Here is a 24188-nt window from a genome sequence, read left to right on the forward strand (position 1 = left end):
TGGGCCATATGGTGATGGGCCATCCCGTCGCTTAACTGTCTGTTGCAATGATAGTGAGACGCTTGTGAAGCAAGGCAGCAGTGATGGGAAACAGCGATGCGCCGGGTGACTGTCTGGTACGACGGCGCCTGTCCGCTGTGTATCCGGGAAATCGCCCTGATGCGTCGGCTCGACTGCCGTGATGCCGTCTCCTTCATCGATATATCCGTGCCCGCCGCGTCCTGCCCGCTCGACCGGCAATTGATGCTCAGCCGGTTTCACGCTTCGGTAAACGGGGACATATATACCGGTACGGCCGCATTCGCCGCCATGTGGCGCGTTATTCCGGTCCTGCGGCCAATCGGCCATCTCGCCCGCATTCCGGCTGTGCTACGGATCCTCGAGGCCCTGTATATCCAGTTCCTGAAAATCCGTCCGCACATCCGGAAGCGGTTCAAACCCGCAGACTAGGATCAGGAAGCGGCGGCGACAGCCCCCATCATCAGCTCCTGGTCCTTGCGGGTCGGATTGCCACGCAGGCACAGTCCACCGTTGACCTGCAAATTCTCGCCGGTCATGAAACATTCGTCGCTGGCCAAGAATACGGCGGCAGCTGCAATATCCTCGCTGGTGCCGATCCGCCCGAGCGGGTAGCGCGCCTCGAAGGATTCAACCAGTCCCGGCACCTGGTCGACACCAGCGGTCATGGGCGTGCGTGTCAGACCCGGAGAAATACTGTTGGCTCTTATGCCCTGCTCGCCAAATTCATGCGCCACGCAGCGGATGATATGGTCGGTTGCCGCCTTCGTGCCCATATATGCGGCGTGATCGTTGAGCATGATCGTCGCGGTTGCCGAGCTGATCTGGATGAGTGATCCACTATCGCCCATTGCCTTGATCATTTCCTGATAGAATTGGAACGGCCCGACCAGCTGCAGCGCTGACATGGTTTCCAGCTCTTCCCTGGTGTTTTCCAGAAATGGCTTGAGAAACCCCAGTCCGGTGGCATTGACCGCAATATCGACGCCGCCCATTTGGCTTTTCGCGCTATCGGCTAGCGCCTTGATATCCTCTTCGTTGGTGAGATCGCACAGTGCGTAATGGCCGCCAATCTCCTCGGCAAAGCGCTTCAACTCCTCTTCGTGGCGTCCTGCAACCAGCACATCGGCACCTTCATCCTGAAAACGCTTGGCAATTACCTGCCCCATATTGTCGCGGCCGGCAGCCCCTAAAACTATCGCCCTTTTTCCTTCCAGTCGTCCCATAGACTTGCTCCTCCAATCCAGTTGTTATGCGTTTCGCCATATTAGTTGTTCACGAACTGCCGACTACTCTCACAATGGCTATTGTCGCCAAAAAAAGGCCGGATTGACGTGAGTCAATCCGGCCAAAATCAATCAACGGGAGTTGATCAGAACTTGAAGGCGGCTTCCACGAACACCTGACGGCCGCGATTCTGGGTAAGCACGAGATCGTCACCGACACCGGGCTCGAGGAACGGGCGACCACTGCTGGTGTTGGTCCAGATTTTGTCGGTCAGGTTGACACCGATCAGCGACAATTTCCATTTGCCGTCCGGATCGCCAACCGAGACCGAACCGTCGATCGAGATATAGCTGTCCTGTTTCATATCCGAGAAGGAATCCTCGTTGGTGAAATAGGAACCGCTATATTGCAGGTTGCCGTTCAATCCCAGTTCGAGAGCATCGCCCGTCGGGACTGTCCAGTCGAAAGCAGCATTGGCGGCGAATTTCGGCGCGCGTGCGGCGGACCGGCCGTTAATGTCTTCTCCCGATGTGGTCACGAACGGAGCGGTAAACTCCGCATCGGTATAAGCAATCGAACCGGAGAGATTCAGACCCTCGACCGGCGTGCGCCATCCCCATTCGACATCGACACCCTGGCTGGTCAGCTGGCTGGCATTGAACGTCTGGAACTGGACCGCAGCGGCATCAAAATTCTGCACCTGAAGATCATCAAATACATAATAGAAAACCGAAGTGTTCACCGTCAGCGTGCGATTGGCGAACTGCGCCTTGACCCCGACTTCGCCGCCGAGACCGGTTTCCGATTTGAATTTCAATGCGTCGGCAACCGCCTGACGGGTAGCCGGATCCGGATCATTGAAGCCCAGCAAGCTGGATGATGGCAGAGCGCTGTTGTCAATACCGCCAGATTTGAAGCCGGTCTTGAAGGCACCGTAAATATTAATGTCCGGAGTGGCCTGATAACGGATCGACAGTTCCGGCGAGAAATTGTCGTCGCTGAACTCGATCGGTCCGGAGAAAAAGCCGCTTGGAATGAATGCCGGGCCCGATGACAGGAAAGTGTGGACATAAGGCACCGAAATCCGGCTGGTCTTGTTCTCGTCCGTCCAGCGTACACCGCCGGAAACCTGCAGCTCTTCCGTCAGGTCCAGCGTTGCACTGGCGAAAAACGACAGCGCTTCGGTCTTGGTATTCTGTTTCTTGTACCAGTCATAAGTATAGCCAGTGACCGGATCAGCGCCGAGGAAAGAAATATTCACACCCTGCTGCGAGGTGTTGAAATCGATATCGCGTGATTCATAAAATGCACCGACCATGAAATTGAACATGCCGTCAAAATCACTGGTGATCCGAAGTTCCTGAGTGAACTGCTCGGTCTTGTTCACAGGATCGCTGCAACCCGCGTTACCGGGTACACCAGGCGAGATCTCGCCGAGATAGGCATAGCAGTCGGTGTCGATCGAATCGAGGCTGAGATAGCCGGACACCGACGACAGGGTCAGATAATCGGAAAGACCCAGATCCCATTTCAGCCGCCCGAAGAAAATATCGGTTTCGCCATAAGGTATGCCATTTTCAAAACGGGTGTCGCCGCCGGATCCGTCGGGGACATTGCCCATAAGAACCGCTGCGCCATCAGAAGTGTGATACAGGCCGTCACGATCGTTACAATCGGCGTTCGAAGGGATGACGACCGCACCGGAAAGCAGATAGACAGGATCCGCCACGCCATTTGCACCGCAGTTGATGTCGGTATGACCGATGGCGCCATCGCTCTTGTTCTTGACATAGTTCAGCTTCAGATTGGCATTGAAATTGTCAACCGGATCCCATTGCAGGGTCACCCGGCTGATGAAGTTGCTGATCCCTCGGGAATCCCGGATGCTGCCATCGGGATTGAAGGCCGGGGTTCCCGGTGCCAGCTTCACATAGTCCTCGATATCCTGATATTGCGCAGCAACACGGATGCCGAGCGTATCGGTGAGCGGCCCGGAAATATGCCCGCCGAGCGTGTAACCGTTTTCCTCAAATTCGTAGGAAGCTTTACCAGCGACTTCCCAGTCCCGGGTCGGATTGGCGGAGCGGATAGCGAAGACACCGCCGGACGCGCTTTTGCCGAAGAAAAGTGACTGAGGTCCCTTGAGAACATCGATCTGTTGAACATCGAAGAAGCCCGCCTGAACGATCCGCATGGTGCTGACCTGAACGCCGTCAAAGTCAAATGCGACAGCGGAATCGAACGCTGCCGAAAGATTAGACGATCCGACGCCGCGGAGACTGATCTGGCCACCAGAACCCGAGCCACCGACCTGCACGTTGAGCGCAGGCACACGGCTGACCACATCGGCAATTTCATTGACCTGATATTTGTCCAGCGTGTCGCCGCCAATAGCGGTAACCGTCACAGGCACTTCCTGCAAAGTTTCGGTCTGCTTACGGGCAACCACGGTGATGACGTTGCTATCATCATATTCGACAGCGTCCTGTGCGTATGCTGGTGCCGCAATGCCGGCGAAAGCCAGGCTCGCCGCCGAACCCATCAGCAGCCCCCGAACGGAATGGCAGGGCGATATTTTAGCAAGACGTGTCGATTGTGTACTCATAAGAACCTCCAAAAAAAAATACCTCAGTGATGACCTGAGGCATATCCAAAAACTGACGGCTATTTGTCTGCCGCCTTGTTTCGCAGCGAGTAACAGGTCCCTTGCTGCCTGCTACTGTCACTTTCGCTATTTGGCTGGTGAGCGCATCGTCAAAAATGACAGGCCGGGAACAGCTTGCGCTGCCCCGGCCCGTTTAGATCAACCGTGAAAAACAGTTAGAACTTGAAGGCGGCTTCCACAAATACCTGACGGCCACGATTTTGCGTCAGCAGCAAATCATCCCCAACACCCGGTTCAAGGAACGGACGGCCGGCACTGGTATTGATCCAGATCTTGTCGGTCAGGTTGACGCCGACCAGCGACAATTTCCATTTGCCGTCCGGATCCCCAACCGAAACCGACCCGTCGATGGACACATAGCTGTCCTGCTTCAGATCGTTCAGCGAATCTTCGTTGGTAAAATAGGAGCTGCTATATTGCAGGTTGCCATTCAATCCGAGTTCCAGTGAATCGCCCATCGGGATCGACCAATCAAACGCTGCATTGGCCGCAAATTTTGGCGCGCGCGCCGCTGCCCGCCCGTTGATGTCCTCTCCCGAGGTGGTCACGAAGGGAGCGGTGAATTCTGCGTCAGTATAGGCAAGCGAGCCGGAGAAGTTCAGGCCCTGAACCGGCGTGCGCCACGCCCATTCGACATCGACACCCTGGCTGGTCAACTGGCTGGCGTTAAAAGTCTGATACTGAACCGCGGCAGCGTCGAAATTCTGAACCTGAAGATCATCAAAGACATAGTAGAACACCGAAGTATTCAGGGTAATCGTGCGATTTGCCAACTGGGTTTTCACGCCAATCTCGCCACCCAATCCGGTTTCGGAATCGAACTTCAATGCATCGGCGACCCCCTGACGAACAGCAGGATCAGGATCATTGAAGCCAAGCAGGCTAGAGGATGGCAATGCACTATTGTCTATGCCGCCGGATTTGAAGCCGGTTTTAAAAGAAGCGTAGATATTGATATCGGGCGTCGCCTGATATTTGATCGAGGCTTCCGGTGAAAAATTGGAGTCCGAGAAATTGATGGGCCCCGAGAAAAAGCCGCTCGGGATAAAGGCAGGGCCAGCAGAAAGGAATGAATGAACATAGGGAACGGTAATTCTCGATACCTTGCTTTCGTCAGTCCAACGCACACCGCCCGACAGTTCCAGCTGGTCTGTCAAATCCAGCGTGGCGCTAGCGAAAAACGATAGCGCTTCGGTTTTCGTGTTCTGCTTCTTATACCAGTCATAGGTGAAGCCTGTAATGGGATCTGCGCCGAGGAAAGAAATATTCACGCCCTGCTGCGAAGTGTTGAAGTCGATATCGCGGCTTTCATAAAATGCACCGATCATGAAATTGAACATACCGTCAAAGTCACTGGTGATGCGAAGCTCTTGGGTGAACTGCTCGGTCTGGTTGACTGGGTCACTACACCCTGCGCCACCCGGAACACCGGGAGCCAATTCCCCGACATAGGAATAGCAGTCGGTGTCGACAGCATCGAGGCTCAGATAACCGGAAACCGACGACAGGGTCAGATAATCAGAAAGACCCAGGTCCCATTTCAGACGGCCGAAGAAAATCTCGGTTTCACCAAAAGGCGTGCCGTTTTCGAATTGTGTATTGTCACCGCCTGAGCCGGTCGGAATGTTGGATACCAGGGCGGCCGCACCATCGGAAGTATGGTAAAGGCCATCATGGGAGTTACAGTCCGCATTCGACGGGATCACAAGTGCGCCTGACAACAGATAAATGGGATCCGCAACACCATTTGCGCCGCAACTTACATCAGTATGCCCAATCGCGCCGTCGCTCTTGTTCTTGATATAATTCAATTTCAAATTGGCATTGAAATTGTCAACCGGATCCCATTGCAGGGTCACACGGCTGATGAAATTGCTGATACCCCTGGAATCCCGGACACTGCCGTCCGGATTGAAGGCCGGCGTTCCCGGTGCCAGCTTCACATAATCTTCAATATCCTGATATTGCGCAGCTACGCGAATACCAAGCGTATCGGTGATCGGACCGGAGATATGCCCCCCGAGCGTATAACCTTTTTCCTCAAACTCGTAGGATGCCTTGCCTGCCACTTCCCAGTCTTGGGTTGGATTGGCGGAACGAATGGCGAAAACACCAGCGGAAGCACTTTTGCCAAAGAACAGAGATTGCGGCCCCTTCAGAACATCGATCTGCTGAACATCGAAAAATCCGGCTTGTACCATCCGCATGGTGCTGACTTGAACACCGTCAAAATCAAATGCCACAGCGGAGTCAAATGATGCGGAAATGTTGGAAGAACCGACACCACGCAAGCTGATCTGGCCACCCGAACCGGAGCCACCAACCTGCACGTTCAGTGCAGGCACACGACTGACCACATCGGCGATTTCATTGACCTGGAATTTTTCCAGCGTATCGCCGCCAATCGCGGTGACCGTGACAGGAACTTCCTGCAAAGTTTCGGTCTGCTTGCGGGCAATAACGGTAATTATGGCTGGCTCATCCATGCCTTCGGAATCTTGTGCCAAGGCTGGCGACGCCAACGCCGCGCAAGCGGTGGCGGCGGCCGAGCTCAGCAGAAGCGATCTGACTGCTGTGCTTTTCAGGTTGGTTTTGTGGCGCGGCGAATTTCTGGTCATAGCTCTCTCCCAAATGGCCCGGTCGGGTCGACCGGAATCCTTTTCCAGTTTTTGGCGGTTTTACAGCCTTGGTGTGGGGTTTATCTTAAGCATGCGTTCCGGATCGCTCTGCTAGCCAATTTGATAGCAACTAATGAAAACTGTGGTGTCTGCGCAACAAAAGTACGTTTGCGCCGCCAATCCGTATACCCACTATCGATAATGCTAACGATAATAGGGATTGCAACGGCGGGCTGCACGACGCCTAAAGCATCGCAACGATTCAGAACGGGAGATTGATCAATGGGCCGCCTCAAGGGAAAAATTGCCATCGTAACCGGCGCCGGATCCGGCCTCGGAAAAGCGATCAGCGAAACATTTGCCGCAGAAGGCGCCCGGGTCGTGCTAACCGACATTGAGATTGACGCCGCAAAACAGGTCGCCGAGAGGATCGGCGCCAATGCCATCGCCCTGGAGCAGGATGTTGTCGACGAGGCGCGCTGGGATGAAATATTCGCGGAGACGGCAGGCGCTTTCGGTACGCCGCATATTCTGGTGAACAATGCAGGGCTGGTCCTCCCCGGAACAATCGAGGATTGCTCGTTCGAACTGTTCCGCAAACAGACCTCTATCATGCTCGACGGTGTATTTCTGGGATGTCGCAGCGCCGTGCGAGCGATGAAGTCCAATGACCAGCCGAGCTCGATCATCAATCTCAGTTCGATGGCGGCCTTGCAGGGCTATTCGCCATTTGTCGCCTATAGCGCCGCCAAAGGTGGCGTGCGGTCGATGACCAAATCGGTGGCCCTGCATTGCAAGGAGCAGGATTACCCGATCCGCTGCAACAGCCTGCATCCCGCCGGGATCGACACGCCGATGGTGCGTCAGGAATCCGTTGGCGCTGGCGGCGGAGAAACGCCGGCAACCGGAATGATAAAGATTGGTGAACTGGGCCACCCCAATGATGTTGCGGCTCTATGCGTCTATCTGGCGAGCGATGAATCCCGCTTCATGACCGCTGGCGAATATCCGGTCGACAACGGGGTGCTCTACAAGCCCGCCTGATATCAGGAGGCGGCAGCACCCACGGCTGCCGCCATCTGGTTCTGGAATTCGGCAAGGTCGAAATAATCCCGCCACTTGGCGATCTTGCCATCACGCATTTCGAAGGTGCCCATCACGCGGATGGCGATCCACTGTCCGTTGATCCGGAACTTGTCGGTGCGCTCGGTCAGCACCGTGTCGCCGTCGGCGGCTATATGGTGAACGATCCATTCCGCACCATCGGAACCCATCCCCGATCCGTCGAAAAAGGCCCGGACAGCATCAATCCCGACGCACGGCTCCATCGGGATATTATGATAGAAAATATCGTTCGCCATCGCCGCGTAGATCGCGTCATAATCGAGCCGGTTCCAGGCGTCGATGAAGTCGAGCACCTGTCGCTTGCTGTCGGACATGGCGAAAATTCCTTCTATTCTTCCGGTGAAACGTCGAGGATCATCTTGCCCTGGTTGGCACCGGAGAACAGCTTCATGAACGCAGCATAGCTGTTCTCGATTCCCTTATCGATATCCTCGTCATGCTTGATCTTGCCCTCGGCCAGCCATTTGCCCATATCGGCGATGCCTTCGGCAAAACGCGGCGGGTAATCGCGAACCAGAAAGCCCTTGATCGTCGCCTGACGGGAGATCAGATACCAGAGGTTGCGAATGCCGACCGGCTCGGGGCTATTATATTCGCTGATCAGGCCGCAAAGAACGACGCGGCCATATTCGTTGATCGCGGTAATTCCGGCATCGAGAATCTCGCCGCCGACATTTTCCCAGATGATGTCGACACCATCAGGGGCTGCCGCTGCAATTTCCTTTTCCAGATCGGCCTGACTCTTGCCGCGATAGTCGATCGCCGCATCAAAGCCATAATGATCGGTCAGCCGCGCGCATTTTTCGGCACCACCAGCGATGCCGACAACCCGGCAGCCCTTGATCTTGCCAATCTGCCCGACCAGCGAACCGACCGCACCAGCCGCGCCGGTGACCAGCAATGTGTCACCTTCCTTGGGCTTGCCATCGTCGATCATGCCGAAATAGGCGGTCATCCCGACTGCGCCGAGCACCGACAGGAAATTGGTTGGCGAAGGAACCAGCGAAGCATCGACCGGCGAGGTAAAACCACCGGCTTCGACGACGGAATATTCTTCCATCGCACTGAGGCCGACAACCCACTGACCAACCGGAAAATCGGGATTCCTGGACTCGACAACCCGGCCGACCGTGCTGGCCGTAACCGCCGCGCCGAGAGCGATCGGCGGCATATAGCTTTCGGCATCACTCATCCAGCCGCGCTGGGCCGGGTCGAGCGAGATATAATGATTGCGCACCAGAAACGAGCCGTCGGCGAGTTCCGGCAGATCTTCCTCGACCAGCGCAAAATCGCTCTCCTTGGGCTCGCCCACCGGGCGACTGACAAGCGTAAATTTGCGGTTTTTGGTCATGAATTATCCTTCATTGGCAATTTTGTGGGATTTCTTGATTTTCTTGGCGAGCGACCATTTGTGCACCTCGGTCGGCCCATCATAAACGCGGAAAGCGCGCACTTCGCGGAACACCTGTTCGACCACTGTATCCTTGCTGAGGCCAGTACCGCCCATGACTTGCACGCAATTGTCGGCAATCCGGAACAAAGCTTCGGAAACAGCAACCTTGGCCATCGAGCTTTCGGTTGTCCCCAGCGCACCGGTATCGAGTATAGAAGCGCACCAGTCGATCATCAGTTCGGCCTGCTTCAAATCGATTTGGTTCTGCGCCAGCATGAAACCGACCCCTTCATGATCGATCAGCGGCTTGCCAAAGGCCTGCCGCTTGCAGGCGTAGTCGATGGCGATTTCCTGAGCCCGGTCACAACTGCCAAGCCAACGCATGCAATGGGTTAGACGCGCTGGCGCCAGACGCACCTGGGCATATTTGAAACCTTCGCCGCTTTCACCGAGCATTTGGTCCGCTGGCACACGAAGATTGTCAATCTGGACAACCGAGTGACTGCCCGGCATCGAGCTGTCAATTGTGTCGAGTACGCGCTCGATCTTGATTGCGGGGTCCGGAAGGTCGACGAGGAACATCGTCGCACCCTCATCGGATTTCGCCATGATGATCCCAACCTTCGCGCCTTTTGCACCGGTGATGAACGTCTTGCGACCATTGATTACCCAGTGGTTCCCGTCGGGCTTGGCCGTCGTCTGCATCATCATCGGATCGGAACCAGCACCATTTTCACTCGCTGGCTCGGTCATGAAAAAGGCTGATCGTTCCCGCCCGGATACGAGCGGCTCAAGAAACCGCTCCTTCTGCTCAGGCGACGCGCATTTGCCAAGCAGGTACATATTGCCTTCATCGGGCGCGAAAGTGTTCACCGCCAGAGGCCCCAACGGCGACAACCCGGACTTGCGCAAAACCAGCGCCGTTTCCAGATGGGTCAGGTGGCTGCCATCCTCACGGATATGCGGCGTCAGGACACCGGCTTCTCGGGCCAATGCACGCATTTCCTGAACCAGACCGTCGGTCGGGCCATGGTCTTCGCACCGTTCGTCCTTTTCATAAGCAAAAATCTTGTCGCGAACGAATGTCTCCACCCGTTCAGCCATGTCATGCGCTTCGGCGCTGATCTTCTTCGTCATTGAATCTCCTATCTTTGGAGAATCGTTACGGCAGATACGCCCGGGGCGCCATAGACTTGTGTATAAGCAGTCTTCGGATCGCCCTGCACCTGCCGAGCGCCCGCGGTGCCGCGCAGCTGCACGACATTTTCGTAGACCTGCCGCAGACCCGACGCACCGATAGGTTCGCCACAGGCAAGGCATCCGCCATCCGTGTTGATCGGCAGTGAACCGGTGATATCGCTGCGCCCTTCCAGCAGCCATTGCTCCTGCTCGCCGGGCTTGCAGAAACCGTTTTCCGCCATATGCATGATTTCCGCACCGGATTCCGTATCCTGCAATTGCGCAATATCGATATCTTCGGGGCCCATGCCAGCCTGCTCAAAGGCAGCCTTGGACGCGATTTCGGTTGCCGTGCCACCGCGTTCATTATCGATCGACGCGGCAAAGACCTCGAAGGAGCCCGGCGGCCGGGTGCGCATCACCGAGCTTTTCAGGCGAATGATGGGCACGCCCAGCTCCCTTGCCTTTTTCTCGCTGGCCAGAATGAGCGCGACGGCCCCTTCGGCGGGCGAACAGAACATATATTTGGTGAGCGGATCGCAGATCATCGGTGCGTTCATGATCGTTTCCAGGTCCACCTCGCTCCGCCGCCAGGCATGATCGGTTTTCACCCCGTTGCGAAATGCCTTTTCGGCAACCCGGCCCAATGTTTCGCGGCTGATATTATGTTCGTGTAAATAGCGCATGATCTTCGCGCCAAAAAACTGCACGGTCAGCATATAGCCGGCCTCACCATACCAGTTGGGCAAACCGTAGGCCGACGGATCGGCATTGAAGGCTCCGCGCGGATGCTTGTCGAAACCGACCGCCATGCCCATTTCATATTCACCCGACTTGATCGCGCTGACAGCGGCGTTGAGCGCAGAGCCGCCGGTAGCACAGCCGTTCGAAACATTGATGAACTGGATGCCGGTCAGGCCCAGCTGCGACACCATATTGTCGGCGCTGCCCGATGCCGCCGAGCCGCCGAAGGCGAACTGGACATCTTTCCATTCGATACCGCTGTCGGCGAGCGCCTGCCGGACCGCGAAAATGCCCTGGTCCATGCCATCGCGCCCTTCGGTGCGGCCGAACGGATGAATGCCGGCTCCTACGATACAAACGTCTGACATGATTATTCTCCCTGAACAGGTTTGAAGGCATGGATGAACTTCTGCTCTTCCACCGGCGCATCGGGATCGAGCGGAATCACCGTAAATTCGACCTCCATGCCGATTTTGACATCGTCCGGATCAATGCCAGTCAGACGAGATTCCACCATCGTCTGGTCAGGCAGGCTGACATAGGCGACCACATAGGGCTTGAACTTCTCCGGATCGGTCGGTCCGATATAGGGGGGCTTCGGCGGAAAGCGCTGGACGGTATAGGTCCAGACGGTGCCGCGCGTACCGAGCACAACGGGCTCGATATTGTCATCGGGAGTTAGTGGCAGCGGAAAGAATATCTGGCCTGTTTGCCTGTTGCGCGCGCCCAACAGGGCGCCCATGTCATCGGTAAACAGATTATCAGCAATCGGTTGTGCACTCACGAAGGTCTCTCCTTTTATGCGAATCCTATAAGGGGGAAAGCGGGCGGCAAATAACTGCCAAAACGGCTAGGGAGGATGCGCCTCAATAGCCTGGATGCACCGCCAGCATGCCACCATCGACCAGCAGATCGCTGCCGGTCGCGAAACTGCTGTTGTCACTCGCGAGATATACAGCGGCCGCGGCCAGATCGCTGCCCTGCCCGATCCGGTTCAAGGGCGACATGGCGGCCGCCATTTCGACCATCCCGGGAACGCTCTTTGCTGCGGTGTCGATAATGCCGGTATGAGTCGCGCCGGGCACCAGATTGTTGCAGCGGATATTCAAGCCGCTTTGCGCGCAGTGCACCGCCACCGACCTGGACAGCATGCGTACTGCGCTTTTCGAGGCGGTATAGGCAACATCACCGGGCAGCGCGGCAAAAGCGCTGGTCGATGCGATATTGATGATCGAACCGCTGGAACCGCCCGGATTTTCCTTCATTGCGGCAATTGCCTTTTGGCACCCCAGCATCACGCCGGTCAGGTTGATGCCGAGCAGATGATGCCAGCTGTCGAGATCCATTTCCTCGATATTCTTGCCAATCACGATGCCGGCGTTGTTGACCAGGATGTCCAGCCTTCCGAATTCGCCGAGCGCCTTGGCCATTACCCCGTCCCAGGCGCGGGCGTCGCTCACGTCCTGCGCCATGAACAGCGCGCCTGCGTCATCCGCAACCTCCTGTCCCAGAGCGTCCTGCACGTCGGTAGAGAGAACCCTGGCACCTTCTTCGACAAAACGTTCGACGGTCGCAGCCCCGATACCCGAAGCGCCGCCGGTGACGATCGCCACCTTGCCTTCCAATTGACCCGACATTTTCTTCTCCCTATCAAATTCAGCAGAGGCCTATCACGCCTCGGCACTCTAGTTCCGGCCCCATATACAGCGAAAGGAAGCCTGATGCTCACACCGGAATATATGAAACAAATTGTCGACCAATATCTGGCCGCAATCAACGATGGCGACATGCAGGCGGTGATGGACCTCTATGCCGACAATGCTGCCGTCGAGGACCCGGTTGGCACAGAGCCCAAATCCGGCAATGATATTCTGGAATTTTACACCAAGGCCTTCTCCGGTGGCGCCAATGTCGAACTGACCGGCCCGGTTCGTATCTCGGCAAAAGCGGCTGCCTTTCCGTTCCGCGCCGAAATCAACCAGCAAGGCGGTCAGGTTCTGGTTGTGGACGTGATCGACATTTTCGAGTTTGATGCCGACGGCAAGGTGGGCAAGATGACGGCGCATTTCGGACCAGCCAACGTGACGGTAAAGGGCGCCTAGCCCTTTCCACACCCGATCAATAGCCGGACTTTTTTGCCCAGCGATCACTGTGAAAACCGGCATCGCCGAACATTTGCTGCGCGACATGGACCCGCTTGAAATAAAGTCCGACATCATATTCGTCGGTTACGCCGATTCCGCCGTGCATCTGGATCGCTTCCTTGGTTGCAAGCTGCGCGACCTGGCCGGTCTTGGCCTTCGCCAGCGAGCAGGTCATGCCGGCATTGGCAAAATCCTGATCGAGGTCTTTCAGCGATTTCAGCACCGCCGATTTCATCATTTCGATCTCGGTCGCCAAATGGGCAGCGCGATGCTGCAATCCCTGAAATGCGCCGATCTTCTGGCCAAATTGCTCGCGTTCCTTGAGATAGTCGGTGGTAACATCGAACACCTGTTGCGCAGATCCGGACATTTCCGCGCTCAGCACGGCCCGGCCAGCAGACAATATGCCTTCCAGCGCCCCGAAGCCGCCGTCCAGTTCACCCAATATATCATCTCCGGTGACTTCCAGGCCATCAACCGACAGATTGGCTGCGTTGCGGCTGTCGACCATGGGCGTATGCTCGCGCGTAATTTCCGGCGCGTCGGCATCCACCAGGAACAGGGTGATACCATGCGGATCATCCTGTTCACCCGAAGTTCGGGCTGCAATGATCAGCTTGTCTGCGACATGGCCGTCCGCGACGAAAGTCTTTGTTCCGAAAAGCGTAAAGCCGTTGCCCGATGGTGTGGCGGAGAACGCAATCCGGCCGGGGTTATGCCGCGGGCCTTCGTCGACGGCCAGCGCATAGAGCGTCTCGCCGCTGCTGATTGCCGCCAGATTTTCCGCTTTTTGCTTCTCGGTCCCATATTGCTGGATGGCTGTTGCACCCAGAACAGACGTCGAAAAGAAGGGCGAGGCGGTCAGATTGCGGCCCATCTGTTCGGCCAGAACACCGGCACCGACATAGCCGAAACCACTGCCACCATGCTCTTCCCCGACGATGATACCGGCCCAGCCCATTTCGGCCATCTCGGACCAAAGCTCACGGCAGAAACCGTCTGCCGGCTTGTTGTCGCGCACCTTGCGAAAAGCGGCCACCGGCGCTTTTTCAGCCAGAAAACCGTTCGCTGCATCCTGCAGCATTTCTTGTTCTTCGTTCAATATCAAAGGCATGACAATTCGCTCTATTCGCTCGGCAATCCCAAGACGCGCTTGGAAATGATGTTAAATTGAACTTCCGTGGTACCGCCAAGGATCGAATAGGCCCGGTGATAGAGCCAGTTGTTGGCCAGGCTGCCATATTCGATACCATCTTCACCGATGGTTGCTCCGGTCGTGCCCTCGATCTCCATGAGCAACTCGGTGCCGCGCTTGGTGAGTTCCGATGCGGCATATTTGAGCATCGAGGATTTCGCCCCCAGACCGCTACCTGCATTGGCTTCGTCGGTCAGCCGCTCCACCGTCAAATTATAGGCCCAGTCGTCCAGCTCAGCCTGCGCTATGCTCTGCCGCAAGGCGGGATCATCCAGACGCCCGGTGGCATCCAGACCGATTTTCTCGGCTGCATGCTTTCCAAGATTCTCTGGCCCGCTCGTACCGCGCAACGGTGACATGGTTCCGAGCATCCCGCGCTCGTGCACCAGCAGATTTTTTGCCACGTCCCAGCCACGATTGACCTCGCCGACAACCGACGCATTATTCTCGCCATAGCTTTTGGGAACTTTGACATTGTCGAAAAATGTTTCACAAAAGGGCGAGTGGCCGGAAATCAGGACGATCGGCTTCACGCTAATGCCCTCGCTGGCCATGTCGATCAGGATGAACGTGATACCCTTGTGCTTCGGGGCGTCGAAATCGGTCCGCACCAGACAGAATATCCAGTCCGAAATGTCGGCATTGGACGTCCAGACCTTCTGGCCGTTGATCAGCCAATGATCGCCCTTGTCCTCGCATTTCGTCTTGAGCGAGGCCAGATCCGAACCGGCTCCCGGCTCGGAATAGCCCTGACACCAGCGAATTTCGCCCCGCGCAATTGCAGTCAGATGCTGCGCCTTCTGTTCGTGCGTACCAAAGGCCAGCAAGGCGGGGCCAAGCATCGATATGCCAAAATTGCTCAGCGGCTTGCGGGCATTGATCGTCTGGCGTTCTTCATCGAGAATCTTGGCTTGGTCGGCAGAAAGCCCGGCTCCGCCATATTCCTTGGGCCAGGTCGGCACCGTATAGCCCTTGGCCAGCGCCCGCTCGAACCATAATTTCTGCGCCTCGGACTGGAACTCCCATTGGCGTCCACCCCAGCATTGATTTTCGGCGGTAATATCCCCGTCGCGCATTTCCTCGGGACAGTTTTCTTGCAGCCATGCCCGCACTTCGATGCGGAAATTTTCAAGATCGCTCATGACTTAACCTCTCGTGACAACCATGTCATATGTCAGCCGACGCGATGCTGGCACTGCGCATTTAGTTAGCGATGTCATCCGCACCATCAGTCCAGACGAAGCATTTGCTTGCCGAAATTCTGGCCAGCGAATAACCGCTTCAATGTCGCGGGAATATTGTCAAAGCCGTTCTGGATATCTTCTTTGAAGGTTATTCTGCCTTCCTTGATCCACTCCCGCATACGTTTGCGCGCTTCGGGAAATTCACTTGCATAATCCGAGACGATAAAGCCCGACATGCTGGCGCGCTTGAAGATCAGGTTGAAATAATTCTCAGGACCGGCCGGCATGTCGCCCTGCTCGTAGCGGGAAATACCGCCGCAGATCGCGACCCGGGCATGCATCGCGATATGTGCCAGCGCATCGTTCAGGATCTTGCCGCCAACATTGTCGTAAAAGACGTTGATTGACTGCGCACAATGTTCCTTCAACTGCGCACGGACATCGTCATTCTTGTAGTCGATCGCCACATCATAGCCAACATCTTCGGTCAGCCAGTTGCATTTTTCTTCACCCCCGGCAATGCCAATGGTGCGGCAGCCGGCGATTTTGGCAATCTGCCCGACCATCGAACCGGTTGCGCCGGCCGCACCGGAAACGACGACCGTATCGCCCGGCTGGGGCCGGCCATGTTTCAGCAGGCCAAAATAGGCGGTCATTCCGGTCGTACCCAAAGCGCCCAGATTGGCAGCGAGCAAATCATCGTCCGGAACCTTGTTCAGCTCGCCGCCGGGAACATGGGCATAATCCTGCCAGCGCAGCATCCCCATGACCTTGTCGCCCTCGGCAAATCCGGGATGACGAGACTCGACCACGGTGCCAATTCCGGAACCGCGCATCACTTCACCAATTTCGGTGGGCGCGACATAGCCGCCGATATTTTCCATCCACCCCTTCTGCGCAGGGTCGAAGCCGAGAATTTCCGTCTTCACCAGCACATGGCCTTCGGCACATTGCGGAACTTCGGTGACGACCTTCTTGAAATCATCATCCACTAGTCCGCGCCCTTTGGGACGCCCATTGATCAGCCATTGCCTGTTGTCGGTCATATATTCTCTCCGTTGGAAGATTTAGAAACCTGTTAGACGGATTCTCTTGACCAACCGAACTGCCAGCTTTGATAGCTGACCGGTTAAAACCGCTATCGGCCGCAGTGGGCGGGAAGATTTAGCACCTGTGATTGCTACTTTTCAGCCATAGTGAAGGGCGTAACAAAGCCTGACTATCGAGTGGCCCGCTGGCGGCTTACTCCCTATAACAATAGTGGCGGGTCGGGCCGCTCGCGCTATGACGTTTTTTAAGGATAGCGTCCCCTTCAGAGGGCCGCATTACAAAGGAGCAAAGCCTTGGCAAATAGTGACATGGCGGACAAAGACGTCCTCATCGATATTTTTACCCGCGCCGACCTGATCATGCAGTCGGATATCAAATTCCGGCAGATGATCGGAGCGGGCCAGTTGCAAATCGTCTATTATCCGGTGCGCGGACAGGAAGTTGTCTCCTCGGCAATGATGGCAGCGGTGAACAAGGAAGATTATCTGGTCACGATTTATCGCGGCCTGCATGACCAGCTCGCCAAGGGCATTCCTTCCAAGGATCTCTGGGCCGAATTTGCCGGCAAGATGGCGGGCACTTGCAAGGGCAAGGGCGGGCCGATGCATATCACCCATCCCGAAACCGGAGTGATGGTGACCACCGGTATCGTTGGCTCGGGCATTCCTATTGCTAACGGCCTCGGTCTCGCCAGCCAGCTCGACAAGGATGGCAAGGTCACCGTCTGCTGCTTCGGCGATGGCGCTACCAATATCGGTGCTTTCCACGAGGGCCTCAACATGGCCCAGATCTGGAAGCTTCCGGTGATCTTCCTGTGCCAGAACAACCTTTATTCCGAACATACCCCGATGGCTTTTGCCACCAGCTCTGATTCGATCAAGCAGCGCGGCGAAGGCCTTGGCATGCGATCAGTGCAAGTGAACGGCAATGATGCCAGCGCGATGTATGCAGCCGCGAAAGAAGCGGTCGAATATGCGCGTGCCGGCCACGGACCGACGCTGATCGAGGCGATGACCTTCCGGTTCCACGGCCATCTGCTTGGCGATACCAGCCATTATATCCCGAAAGAGGAAATGGAGCAGGCAAAGAAAGACGATCCGATGCCGATCCTGCGCCAGCAGTTGCTCGATCTGCAGATCAGCGAAGCGGATATTGCCGCGATCGAAGCGAAAAACGCCGCGATTATCGAGGAAGCGTCACAATTTGCGCTCGACACCCCCTATCCTCCGGGCGAGGAATATCGCATCGATGTACTCGACGTGGAGATTGCAGCATGAGCGAGAAACCAAAAGAAATCATGTTCGCCCAGGCCTGCAACATGGCGATGGCCAAGGCGATGGAAGACGATCCCAAAGTCATTTTGATGGGTGAAGATATCGCCGACGAACAGGGCGGTGGCGTGTTCAAGGTGACGCTCGGCCTGTCCGAGAAATTCGGCACGGACCGCGTCCGTTCGACCCCGATTTCCGAACAGGCAATTGTCGGCGCCGCGGTTGGCTCCGCGATGGTCGGCTACAAGCCGGTCGCCGAGATCATGCTGATGAACTTCATCACCGTGGCGATGGACCAGATCGTCAACCATGCCGCCAAGCTTCGCTTCATGTCTGGCGGACAGACCACGGTTCCGCTGACCATCCGCACCACCACCGGTGCCGGCACCGGTCTTGGTGGTCAGCATAGCGACATGCTCGAGGCATGGCTGGCCCATGTTCCCGGCCTGAAGGTTGTTGCCGCATCCAATCCGGCGGATGCCTATGGCCTGCTCTATTCCTCGATCATGGATCCCAATCCGGTGATCTTCATCGAGAATACGCCAGGCTATTTTGTCAAAGGCCCCGCTCCGGCAGCCGATCACACTGTGCCGCTCGGCAAGGCGTCTGTCCCGCGCGAAGGCACGGATGTCACCCTGATCGGCTATGGCAGCAGCATCAGCCGGTGCCATGCTGCCGCAGACAAGCTGGCCGAAGACGGCATCTCCTGTGAAATCGTCGATCTTCGCACCATTGCGCCATTCGATGAAGAAACGGTGTTGAAAAGCGTTGCCAAGACAAAGGCTGCGGTCGTTGTCCATGAAGCGGTCAGGAACTTCGGTGTGGGCGCGGAAATATCTTCGCGCATCCACGAAGAGCTCTTTTCCGAACTGAAAGCACCCGTCGGCCGCGTCGGCTCCGGCTATGCGCCCGTTCCCTTTTCCCCAGCGATCGAAAAGGCCTGGATGTTCAGCCAGGACGACATCGAACGCGAAGTGCACAAAATCTTAGGATAAATTACAATGGCTACAGAAATCAGAATACCGAAACTGGGCTTCAGCATGGAATCGGGTATCCTTGCAGAATGGCTGGTCGAGGACGGCGCAGATGTCACCGCCGGACAGGAAATTTACGCGCTGGAAAATGAGAAATCGACACAGGAAGTCGAATCGCCAGCAAGCGGAAAACTGAAAATTCTTATCCAGGCCGATGGCGAAGAATATCCGGTCGGCGAACTGATCGGAACGATTGAATAGCAAAAGCCGGAAGGCACTACAGCTCCTATCATTATGGTTAGGAATGTTTGGTTGACTAGAAAACCAAACAACGCGACACACGGCGATCATAAAATAAGCGTCGCAAGGAGTAGTGCCAGATGGCTGACAATTTTATCGCAGAAATTCCCGAGATTGGACGGAAACGGTTTCGGGAGAATGTAGACAGTGTCACCATCACCAATCCGGCGGAGATTCGTCCTGCTGCCGAGGCCGTGCACAAGATTGCCCAGTCCTACGGCTTCAGAATAGCGGTTTCCGCCGATATCTCATCCAAGGCGCATCTGGTCGATGCCGACGGCAATCTGATCAACAAGGACGTCTTCGGCTGGGTTGCTGAAGGCGAACGCTGGTGGGAAGATACCCGTCTCGCGCTCAGCTCCCCCCTGCCCAGGGCCTGCCGCTACGAAAGCGAGCCGATCTGGTGCAATGGTGACGGCTTCCACGGTCATTGGCCGAATGAATATCTCGACAAGATCGACCTGAAGGATTTCTACGCGCAGGGCGGCACCTCGGCAAAATCTGCCATTCTCATCCCGGTGCACCTGCCGTTTGGCCAGATAGCTGCGGTCAGCTTCACCCCGCTGGAGCACGATATCTCCGATCTTACCGAACCCTATCGGCTCTATTCCGATTTTTTCGGCATCATCACCCGCCGTTTCGTCACCGGCTATGTACTGGCCATGCGCGAAAAGCACCGGATGCCGGCCAATTGTATCCTGTCCAAACGGGAAGCCGAGTGTCTGCACTGGGCGGCGATCGGCAAGACCGACAAGGAAATCAGCATGATCCTGTCACTCAGCCATGCGACGATACGCTATCATGTTAACCGTGCCGGACAGAAACTGAACAGCGTCAACCGCGGACAGACGATTTTCAAGGCCGGACAGCTTGGGTATCTCGGCGCGACCGACTGATCGCGTGATCCAGAGATTATCTGCCGCGTCAAGCGCGGCGCACTATCGCTATTTCCGCAAAATCGCGAACACCGCGGTCATCGTCATAAGAACCGTGTCGCCGCAGACAATCCGGCCGCTGCAATAAGCGGTACGCTTGCTCATGCGATCGATCCGGCAATTGGCCTCGACCCAGTCATCCAGCTTTGCGGCAGCCAGATAGTTGGTATTCAGACTCATCGTAGCAACCGGCAGACGGGGCCTTTCGGCCTCATGAACCTGCAGGCTCAGCGCCACGTCGGCGAGCGTCCCGAGGACGCCGCCGTGCGCGACATTGATATGATTGATCTGGCCCTCGTGGATGCGCGTACCGACGATGATGCCATCGTCACCAGGCCGCACATAATAGGGCCCGGCCATGTCCAGAAACGGATTCGAAAATTTCGCCCGTTCAAAGCCGGCCGGGACAGACTCAACCAAGGTCAGGCAGCCGCCCGCTTCGGGCTCTTGGGCGGTTCGTCAGAATTCAGCCACAGATTCAGCGTCTCGTGGAAATGGCGTAGCTTCGATTCCTGATATTGCGCGAACAGGGAGACGCCATCCGGCTGACTCTTGACCCCTTTCTGCATCGCCTTGTGGTTGAGATAATCCTGATTGAAAATCTTGTTCAGATAGCTGCCGAATTCAGCCGCCTGAGTATAGTCGTCATCCAGGTCGAGGAACGTGCATTTTGCCGGTTCGGGCCGCTCCGCGCCCTCGGGCAGCGCAACCATGAACATGACTTCATGCAGCGATTGTTCCGGATTGTCACCATCCGGCCGGAACCGGTAGAAAATCGGGTTGAAGTCGGCCCATGGACTGATGTTCGGGAACACGCTGTAGAAAATAGCGTCCATCAGATCGGCGTCGCTGATCTCGTCGACCATATCGCCCCACATGGGCCGCATTTCCTCGCGGCGCGCCTGTGCGGCCTCATCGCGCAATGCATGTGCGGATTCATCGGTATAAACCATCGGCATATCTTCATCCGCCGGCGCGATCTTTCCGCCGATCCAGTTACACATGTGCGGATCGGCCGATGTCACATCGCCCTCGATATAATTGGCTTCCATATCGAAAATGCCGCTTTTGCCGTTCGGCAGCGATACTTTGACGCGATTTTCCTCGAGCCGTTCGAACTTGTGCTTGCTGATCGGGTGGATGAAACTCTGGAACGCCTTCTGGTCCGGGAAAGCTGTCGGGTCGGGATTGACCAGTCCGGTATGCGGACTGGGCTGACCATGGGCAGACATTGCACGGGAAATATTGTGCCAGACATCATATTTGCTGTTCGCATCGGCAAATGCGGGCATCAGCTCGGGATGGGTGCCGACCACATGATAGGATTCCATGAAGGCTTCCTGCGCAATCTTCCAGTTGCAGGGCAGACGCTTGATCATATGCGCAGCCTTGTAGCGCCGCTCGAAGGGAATCTGGAAATGGCGATCGATATCGCCGAGGAAATCCTCCAGCGGCTCGCAATTCGGATCGGGATTGATGAAGACGAACCCGCCCCACTCGCCGACACTGACTTCCTGCAAGCTGTGGGTCTCTTCGCTGACCGAGGGAAAATCCCACTGGCAGGGCACTTCTTTCAGCTTGCCGTTGAGCTCCCAGGACCAGCCATGGAACGGGCAGCGCAGCGCCTTCTGGCCTTTTTTGTGATTGTCGCAAATAGCCCGGCCGCGGTGCATACAGCTGTTTGGGAAGGCCTTGATCTCGTCTTCCGAAACGCGGACCACCAGAAAGGACAGCTCGGCGATATCATAGACGAACGTGTCGCCGACATTCTTGATCTCATCCTTGTGACAAGCCATCTGCCAGACGCGTTTCCAGAGCTTCTCGACTTCGCGGTCATGCTCTTCCTTGGACCAGTAGCGGCTGACCTCGACGGTGGTAACGCCCGGCTCCATCGGAGATTCCTCGAGATACACGGCGGGGGGAGCGACTTTGTCACCCTCCAGCAGTTCCGTGTAGGAAATACCGTTAGACCGATTATGTCCGGTTAAAGTCTCAACCATCATCTTCTCCTGAAAACTGAACGTCTTTGTTTCGATCAAAATAGCCTAAACAGGCCCTTCGGCCACTAGTGAATCTGGCAGCATCGCCTGTTGTTTTTGAGAGGTTAGTCCCCGGTGGTTACCTGTGTATCTTTACATCATATAGAGACGGAAGCGAATCCGCCCCGAAGGAGAAATCTCACGTGAAGCTTTATTCAAGCCTTGGTCCCAATCCCCGATTCATCCGCATGTTCATCCTCGAAAAGGGGCTCGATATCGAACGGGTCCATATCGACATTCTCACCGCGGAAAATCGGCAGCCGGATTTTGCCGACAAGAATATTCTCGGTACCACGCCGGTGCTCGAACTGGACAATGGTTTCATGCTCAGCGAGATCATGGCTATTGCCGAATATCTCGAGGAAACCCATCCCGATCCCGTGCTGATCGGATCCACTGCCCAGGAGCGCGCAGAAGTGCGGATGTGGACGCGGCGTATCGATCTTGAAATCGCCGTTCCGATGACCCTCGGATTTCGTGGCGGTGCCGGACGGCCGATGTTCGAACCGCGAATGGAAGTCGTCGGCGCTGAAGGCGCGGCCGACCTGTCGCGCATGGCGGACAACAAGTGGAAGTGGCTCGACAGCCAGCTCGAAGGCAAAGACTATATCTGCCAGGACAAGTTCACCATGGCGGACCTTATCGCCTATTGCTTCATCCAGTTCGGCTACACCGTCGGCTGGTCGCTGCCTGAAGGCACGAATAATCTGGCAAAATTTGTCGATCGTATCGGCGAGCGGCCATCCTCGAAAGTCTGGCAGGACAGCGAATGACCAACAAGCCAGCCTCTCTCGCCAAACTCGGTACGATCATGCAGATCAGCTATGTGCCGGAGGATTATGACGCCGCGCTCGATTACTGGACCCGGAAAATGGGCGCCGGCCCGTTTTTCCACACCGAAAAGGTCGAAGTGGAAAATGTCAAATATCGCGGCGAGCCTTCCGATATCCAGTTTTCCATGGCGATCGGCTACTGGGGCGATATCCAGGTCGAACTGATCCGCCCGAACAATGAGGCCCCGTCGATGTTTAAGGACTGGCGGGAAAAAGGTCTGCAAGGTGTTCAGCATCTCTGTCTGGTGGTCGACGATCTGGCGCACGCCCGCGCGCTGACCGAAGAAGCGGGGGGCGAGGTGATCCAGGAAGTCAGCCTCCCCGGTGGCGTCGGAGGTGCTTTCTACGCCGATTATGGCGGCGGCCCCGGTACGATTATCGAATATCTGCAGATCCCGCAGGCCGGCCTCGACGGCTTTGCCGCGATGCGCCAGATGCATCTCGACTGGGATGGCAAAACAAACCCCGTAATAGGAAAAGCATAGATGAGCGAAGCGCCAGAACGCCGCCCCGACCAGAAACCGATCCGCTGCGTGCTGGTCGCCGCAGGCAAATATCATGATATCGATTATGCCCGGCTGGAAGTGATGAAGCTGCTCGCCGAGGATGATCGGATCCGGGTTCGCGTATTCGAGGATTATGAAAATCTCGAAGCGATCAGAAATGCCGATTTCCTCGTCAGCTATACCTGCGACCTGCAACCCAGCGAGGCGGCGCAGAAGACTATTCAGGAGTTCGTCAACAACGGTGGCCGCTATTTCGCGCTGCATGGCACCAATTCTGTATTGCGCTTTCTGGAAGATGGCCGGGTCGATGCACCGGATGAAATGCCGGTCTTCGCCGACACGCTCGGCACGCGCTTTTTGAGCCACCCGCCGATCATCCCGTTCACCGTCGACAACGCCCAGCCGGATCATCCGCTGGTCAAGGGCATCCCCAGTTTTGAAACCGTCGACGAACAATATCTCGTCGAGACCCGCGCCGAACTCGATGTTCTGCTCGACACCGAATATAATGGTACCGACGATATCAGCGGCTTCGTCCATAGCGATATCGAGAAGAGCCGCCATCCGGTCTTCTATATCCGCCGGATGGGCGAAGGCGCCGTGCTCTATCTGACCATGGGACACTGCCGTGGCCATTATGACATGGAGCCGGTGCTCGACTGGTGGCCGGAGGTCGACCGTTCCGGCTGGCAGCAGCCGATCATCTATGACCTGCTGCGGCGCGGTATCGGCTGGAGCTGCGAACCGGCCATAGCAAAATTCTAACCCCGATTTCACGAAACATAAAG

At 56.4% G+C, this 24188-nt stretch carries 24 protein-coding genes; 10 read left to right on the forward strand and 14 right to left on the reverse strand.

Features of this window, described 5'->3' with window-relative positions; all coding sequences use genetic code 11:
• Nucleotides 1–96 precede the first annotated feature (96 nt).
• A complete protein-coding gene (locus tag ACHZCJ_RS09035) occupies nucleotides 97–450 on the forward strand; it encodes a DUF393 domain-containing protein (protein ID WP_321325780.1) in 354 nt (117 codons plus the stop codon).
• 2 nt (nucleotides 451–452) lie between these two features.
• Here ACHZCJ_RS09035 and ACHZCJ_RS09040 read toward each other — a convergent pair whose 3' ends face one another.
• The 3 genes from ACHZCJ_RS09040 to ACHZCJ_RS09050 all read right to left on the reverse strand — a co-directional run bounded on the left by ACHZCJ_RS09040 (nucleotide 453) and on the right by ACHZCJ_RS09050 (nucleotide 6528).
• On the reverse strand, nucleotides 453–1244 hold the full coding sequence (locus ACHZCJ_RS09040) for an SDR family oxidoreductase (RefSeq protein ID WP_321325782.1): 792 nt from the start codon (nucleotides 1242–1244) through the stop codon (nucleotides 453–455).
• 146 nt (nucleotides 1245–1390) lie between these two features.
• Nucleotides 1391–3850: a TonB-dependent receptor domain-containing protein gene (locus ACHZCJ_RS09045; RefSeq protein WP_321325784.1), complete on the reverse strand. Its 2460-nt coding sequence runs from the start codon at nucleotides 3848–3850 to the stop codon at nucleotides 1391–1393.
• 215 nt (nucleotides 3851–4065) lie between these two features.
• Nucleotides 4066–6528 carry a TonB-dependent receptor domain-containing protein gene (locus tag ACHZCJ_RS09050; protein ID WP_321325785.1) on the reverse strand — a complete coding sequence of 821 codons (2463 nt, stop codon included), beginning with the start codon at nucleotides 6526–6528 and terminating at the stop codon, nucleotides 4066–4068.
• A gap of 282 nt (nucleotides 6529–6810) precedes the next feature.
• Here ACHZCJ_RS09050 and ACHZCJ_RS09055 point away from each other — a divergent pair, with 282 nt between their 5' ends.
• Nucleotides 6811–7572: an SDR family oxidoreductase gene (locus ACHZCJ_RS09055; protein ID WP_321325786.1), complete on the forward strand. Its 762-nt coding sequence runs from the start codon at nucleotides 6811–6813 to the stop codon at nucleotides 7570–7572.
• Between the two features lie 2 nt (nucleotides 7573–7574).
• Here the strand turns inward: ACHZCJ_RS09055 and ACHZCJ_RS09060 are convergent, their stop codons facing one another.
• The 6 genes from ACHZCJ_RS09060 to ACHZCJ_RS09085 form a co-directional block, all read right to left on the reverse strand.
• Complete coding sequence (locus tag ACHZCJ_RS09060) at nucleotides 7575–7967, reverse strand: limonene-1,2-epoxide hydrolase family protein (protein WP_321325789.1); 393 nt, start codon at nucleotides 7965–7967, stop codon at nucleotides 7575–7577.
• Nucleotides 7968–7981: 14 nt separating this feature from the next.
• Nucleotides 7982–9004, reverse strand: a complete 1023-nt coding sequence (locus tag ACHZCJ_RS09065; RefSeq protein WP_321325791.1) for an NADP-dependent oxidoreductase — start codon at nucleotides 9002–9004, stop codon at nucleotides 7982–7984.
• A 3-nt stretch (nucleotides 9005–9007) separates the two neighbouring features.
• A complete protein-coding gene (locus ACHZCJ_RS09070; RefSeq protein ID WP_159647624.1) occupies nucleotides 9008–10183 on the reverse strand; it encodes an acyl-CoA dehydrogenase family protein in 1176 nt (391 codons plus the stop codon).
• An 8-nt stretch (nucleotides 10184–10191) separates the two neighbouring features.
• Nucleotides 10192–11340, reverse strand: coding sequence for a thiolase family protein (locus tag ACHZCJ_RS09075; RefSeq protein WP_321327767.1), 1149 nt, complete (start codon nucleotides 11338–11340; stop codon nucleotides 10192–10194).
• Nucleotides 11340–11753, reverse strand: a complete 414-nt coding sequence (locus ACHZCJ_RS09080) for an OB-fold domain-containing protein (RefSeq protein ID WP_321325794.1) — start codon at nucleotides 11751–11753, stop codon at nucleotides 11340–11342. The genes ACHZCJ_RS09075 and ACHZCJ_RS09080 overlap by 1 nt, the downstream gene beginning before the upstream one ends.
• 82 nt (nucleotides 11754–11835) lie before the next feature.
• Nucleotides 11836–12606 carry an SDR family oxidoreductase gene (locus ACHZCJ_RS09085; protein ID WP_321325796.1) on the reverse strand — a complete coding sequence of 257 codons (771 nt, stop codon included), beginning with the start codon at nucleotides 12604–12606 and terminating at the stop codon, nucleotides 11836–11838.
• 84 nt (nucleotides 12607–12690) lie between these two features.
• On the opposite strand from ACHZCJ_RS09085, the gene ACHZCJ_RS09090 reads away from it, so the two are divergent.
• Nucleotides 12691–13071, forward strand: a complete 381-nt coding sequence (locus ACHZCJ_RS09090; RefSeq protein ID WP_321325798.1) for a nuclear transport factor 2 family protein — start codon at nucleotides 12691–12693, stop codon at nucleotides 13069–13071.
• Between the two features lie 16 nt (nucleotides 13072–13087).
• On the opposite strand, the gene ACHZCJ_RS09095 is transcribed toward ACHZCJ_RS09090, so the two are convergent.
• From ACHZCJ_RS09095 to ACHZCJ_RS09105, 3 genes are all read right to left on the reverse strand, one after another.
• On the reverse strand, nucleotides 13088–14227 hold the full coding sequence (locus ACHZCJ_RS09095) for an acyl-CoA dehydrogenase family protein (RefSeq protein ID WP_394700085.1): 1140 nt from the start codon (nucleotides 14225–14227) through the stop codon (nucleotides 13088–13090).
• Between the two features lie 11 nt (nucleotides 14228–14238).
• Nucleotides 14239–15450, reverse strand: a complete 1212-nt coding sequence (locus ACHZCJ_RS09100; RefSeq protein WP_321325800.1) for an acyl-CoA dehydrogenase family protein — start codon at nucleotides 15448–15450, stop codon at nucleotides 14239–14241.
• A gap of 86 nt (nucleotides 15451–15536) precedes the next feature.
• Nucleotides 15537–16538 (reverse strand): NADP-dependent oxidoreductase, encoded by a 1002-nt coding sequence (locus ACHZCJ_RS09105; RefSeq protein ID WP_321325802.1) that lies wholly within the window; start codon nucleotides 16536–16538, stop codon nucleotides 15537–15539.
• 297 nt (nucleotides 16539–16835) lie between these two features.
• Here ACHZCJ_RS09105 and ACHZCJ_RS09110 point away from each other — a divergent pair, with 297 nt between their 5' ends.
• The 4 genes from ACHZCJ_RS09110 to ACHZCJ_RS09125 all read left to right on the forward strand — a co-directional run bounded on the left by ACHZCJ_RS09110 (nucleotide 16836) and on the right by ACHZCJ_RS09125 (nucleotide 19983).
• Entirely contained in the window at nucleotides 16836–17819 is a 984-nt protein-coding gene (locus ACHZCJ_RS09110) for a thiamine pyrophosphate-dependent dehydrogenase E1 component subunit alpha (RefSeq protein WP_321325804.1), read from the forward strand.
• A complete protein-coding gene (locus ACHZCJ_RS09115) occupies nucleotides 17816–18808 on the forward strand; it encodes an alpha-ketoacid dehydrogenase subunit beta (protein ID WP_159647617.1) in 993 nt (330 codons plus the stop codon). The genes ACHZCJ_RS09110 and ACHZCJ_RS09115 overlap by 4 nt, the downstream gene beginning before the upstream one ends.
• Nucleotides 18809–18814: 6 nt before the next feature.
• On the forward strand, nucleotides 18815–19048 hold the full coding sequence (locus tag ACHZCJ_RS09120; RefSeq protein WP_159647616.1) for a biotin/lipoyl-containing protein: 234 nt from the start codon (nucleotides 18815–18817) through the stop codon (nucleotides 19046–19048).
• A gap of 119 nt (nucleotides 19049–19167) precedes the next feature.
• Nucleotides 19168–19983, forward strand: a complete 816-nt coding sequence (locus ACHZCJ_RS09125; protein ID WP_321325807.1) for a helix-turn-helix transcriptional regulator — start codon at nucleotides 19168–19170, stop codon at nucleotides 19981–19983.
• A gap of 48 nt (nucleotides 19984–20031) precedes the next feature.
• Here the strand turns inward: ACHZCJ_RS09125 and ACHZCJ_RS09130 are convergent, their stop codons facing one another.
• Together ACHZCJ_RS09130 and ACHZCJ_RS09135 are read right to left on the reverse strand one after the other, a co-directional pair.
• Nucleotides 20032–20442, reverse strand: coding sequence for a PaaI family thioesterase (locus ACHZCJ_RS09130; protein WP_321325809.1), 411 nt, complete (start codon nucleotides 20440–20442; stop codon nucleotides 20032–20034).
• Nucleotides 20443–20444: 2 nt separating this feature from the next.
• A complete protein-coding gene (locus ACHZCJ_RS09135) occupies nucleotides 20445–22022 on the reverse strand; it encodes an SRPBCC family protein (RefSeq protein ID WP_159647613.1) in 1578 nt (525 codons plus the stop codon).
• A 182-nt stretch (nucleotides 22023–22204) separates the two neighbouring features.
• Between ACHZCJ_RS09135 and ACHZCJ_RS09140 the strand changes: the two genes are divergently transcribed.
• The 3 genes from ACHZCJ_RS09140 to ACHZCJ_RS09150 are packed head-to-tail and all read left to right on the forward strand — an operon-like array spanning nucleotide 22205 to nucleotide 24165.
• Nucleotides 22205–22834, forward strand: a complete 630-nt coding sequence (locus tag ACHZCJ_RS09140) for a glutathione S-transferase family protein (protein ID WP_159647612.1) — start codon at nucleotides 22205–22207, stop codon at nucleotides 22832–22834.
• Entirely contained in the window at nucleotides 22831–23379 is a 549-nt protein-coding gene (locus tag ACHZCJ_RS09145) for a VOC family protein (protein WP_321325810.1), read from the forward strand. Before ACHZCJ_RS09140 ends, ACHZCJ_RS09145 begins: the two co-directional genes overlap by 4 nt.
• On the forward strand, nucleotides 23380–24165 hold the full coding sequence (locus tag ACHZCJ_RS09150) for a ThuA domain-containing protein (RefSeq protein WP_159647610.1): 786 nt from the start codon (nucleotides 23380–23382) through the stop codon (nucleotides 24163–24165).
• The last annotated feature ends 23 nt before the right edge of the window (nucleotides 24166–24188 follow it).

Origin of the sequence: uncultured Parasphingorhabdus sp. (genome assembly GCF_963677535.2) — a bacterium.
Taxonomy (GTDB): Bacteria; Pseudomonadota; Alphaproteobacteria; order Sphingomonadales; family Sphingomonadaceae; genus Parasphingorhabdus.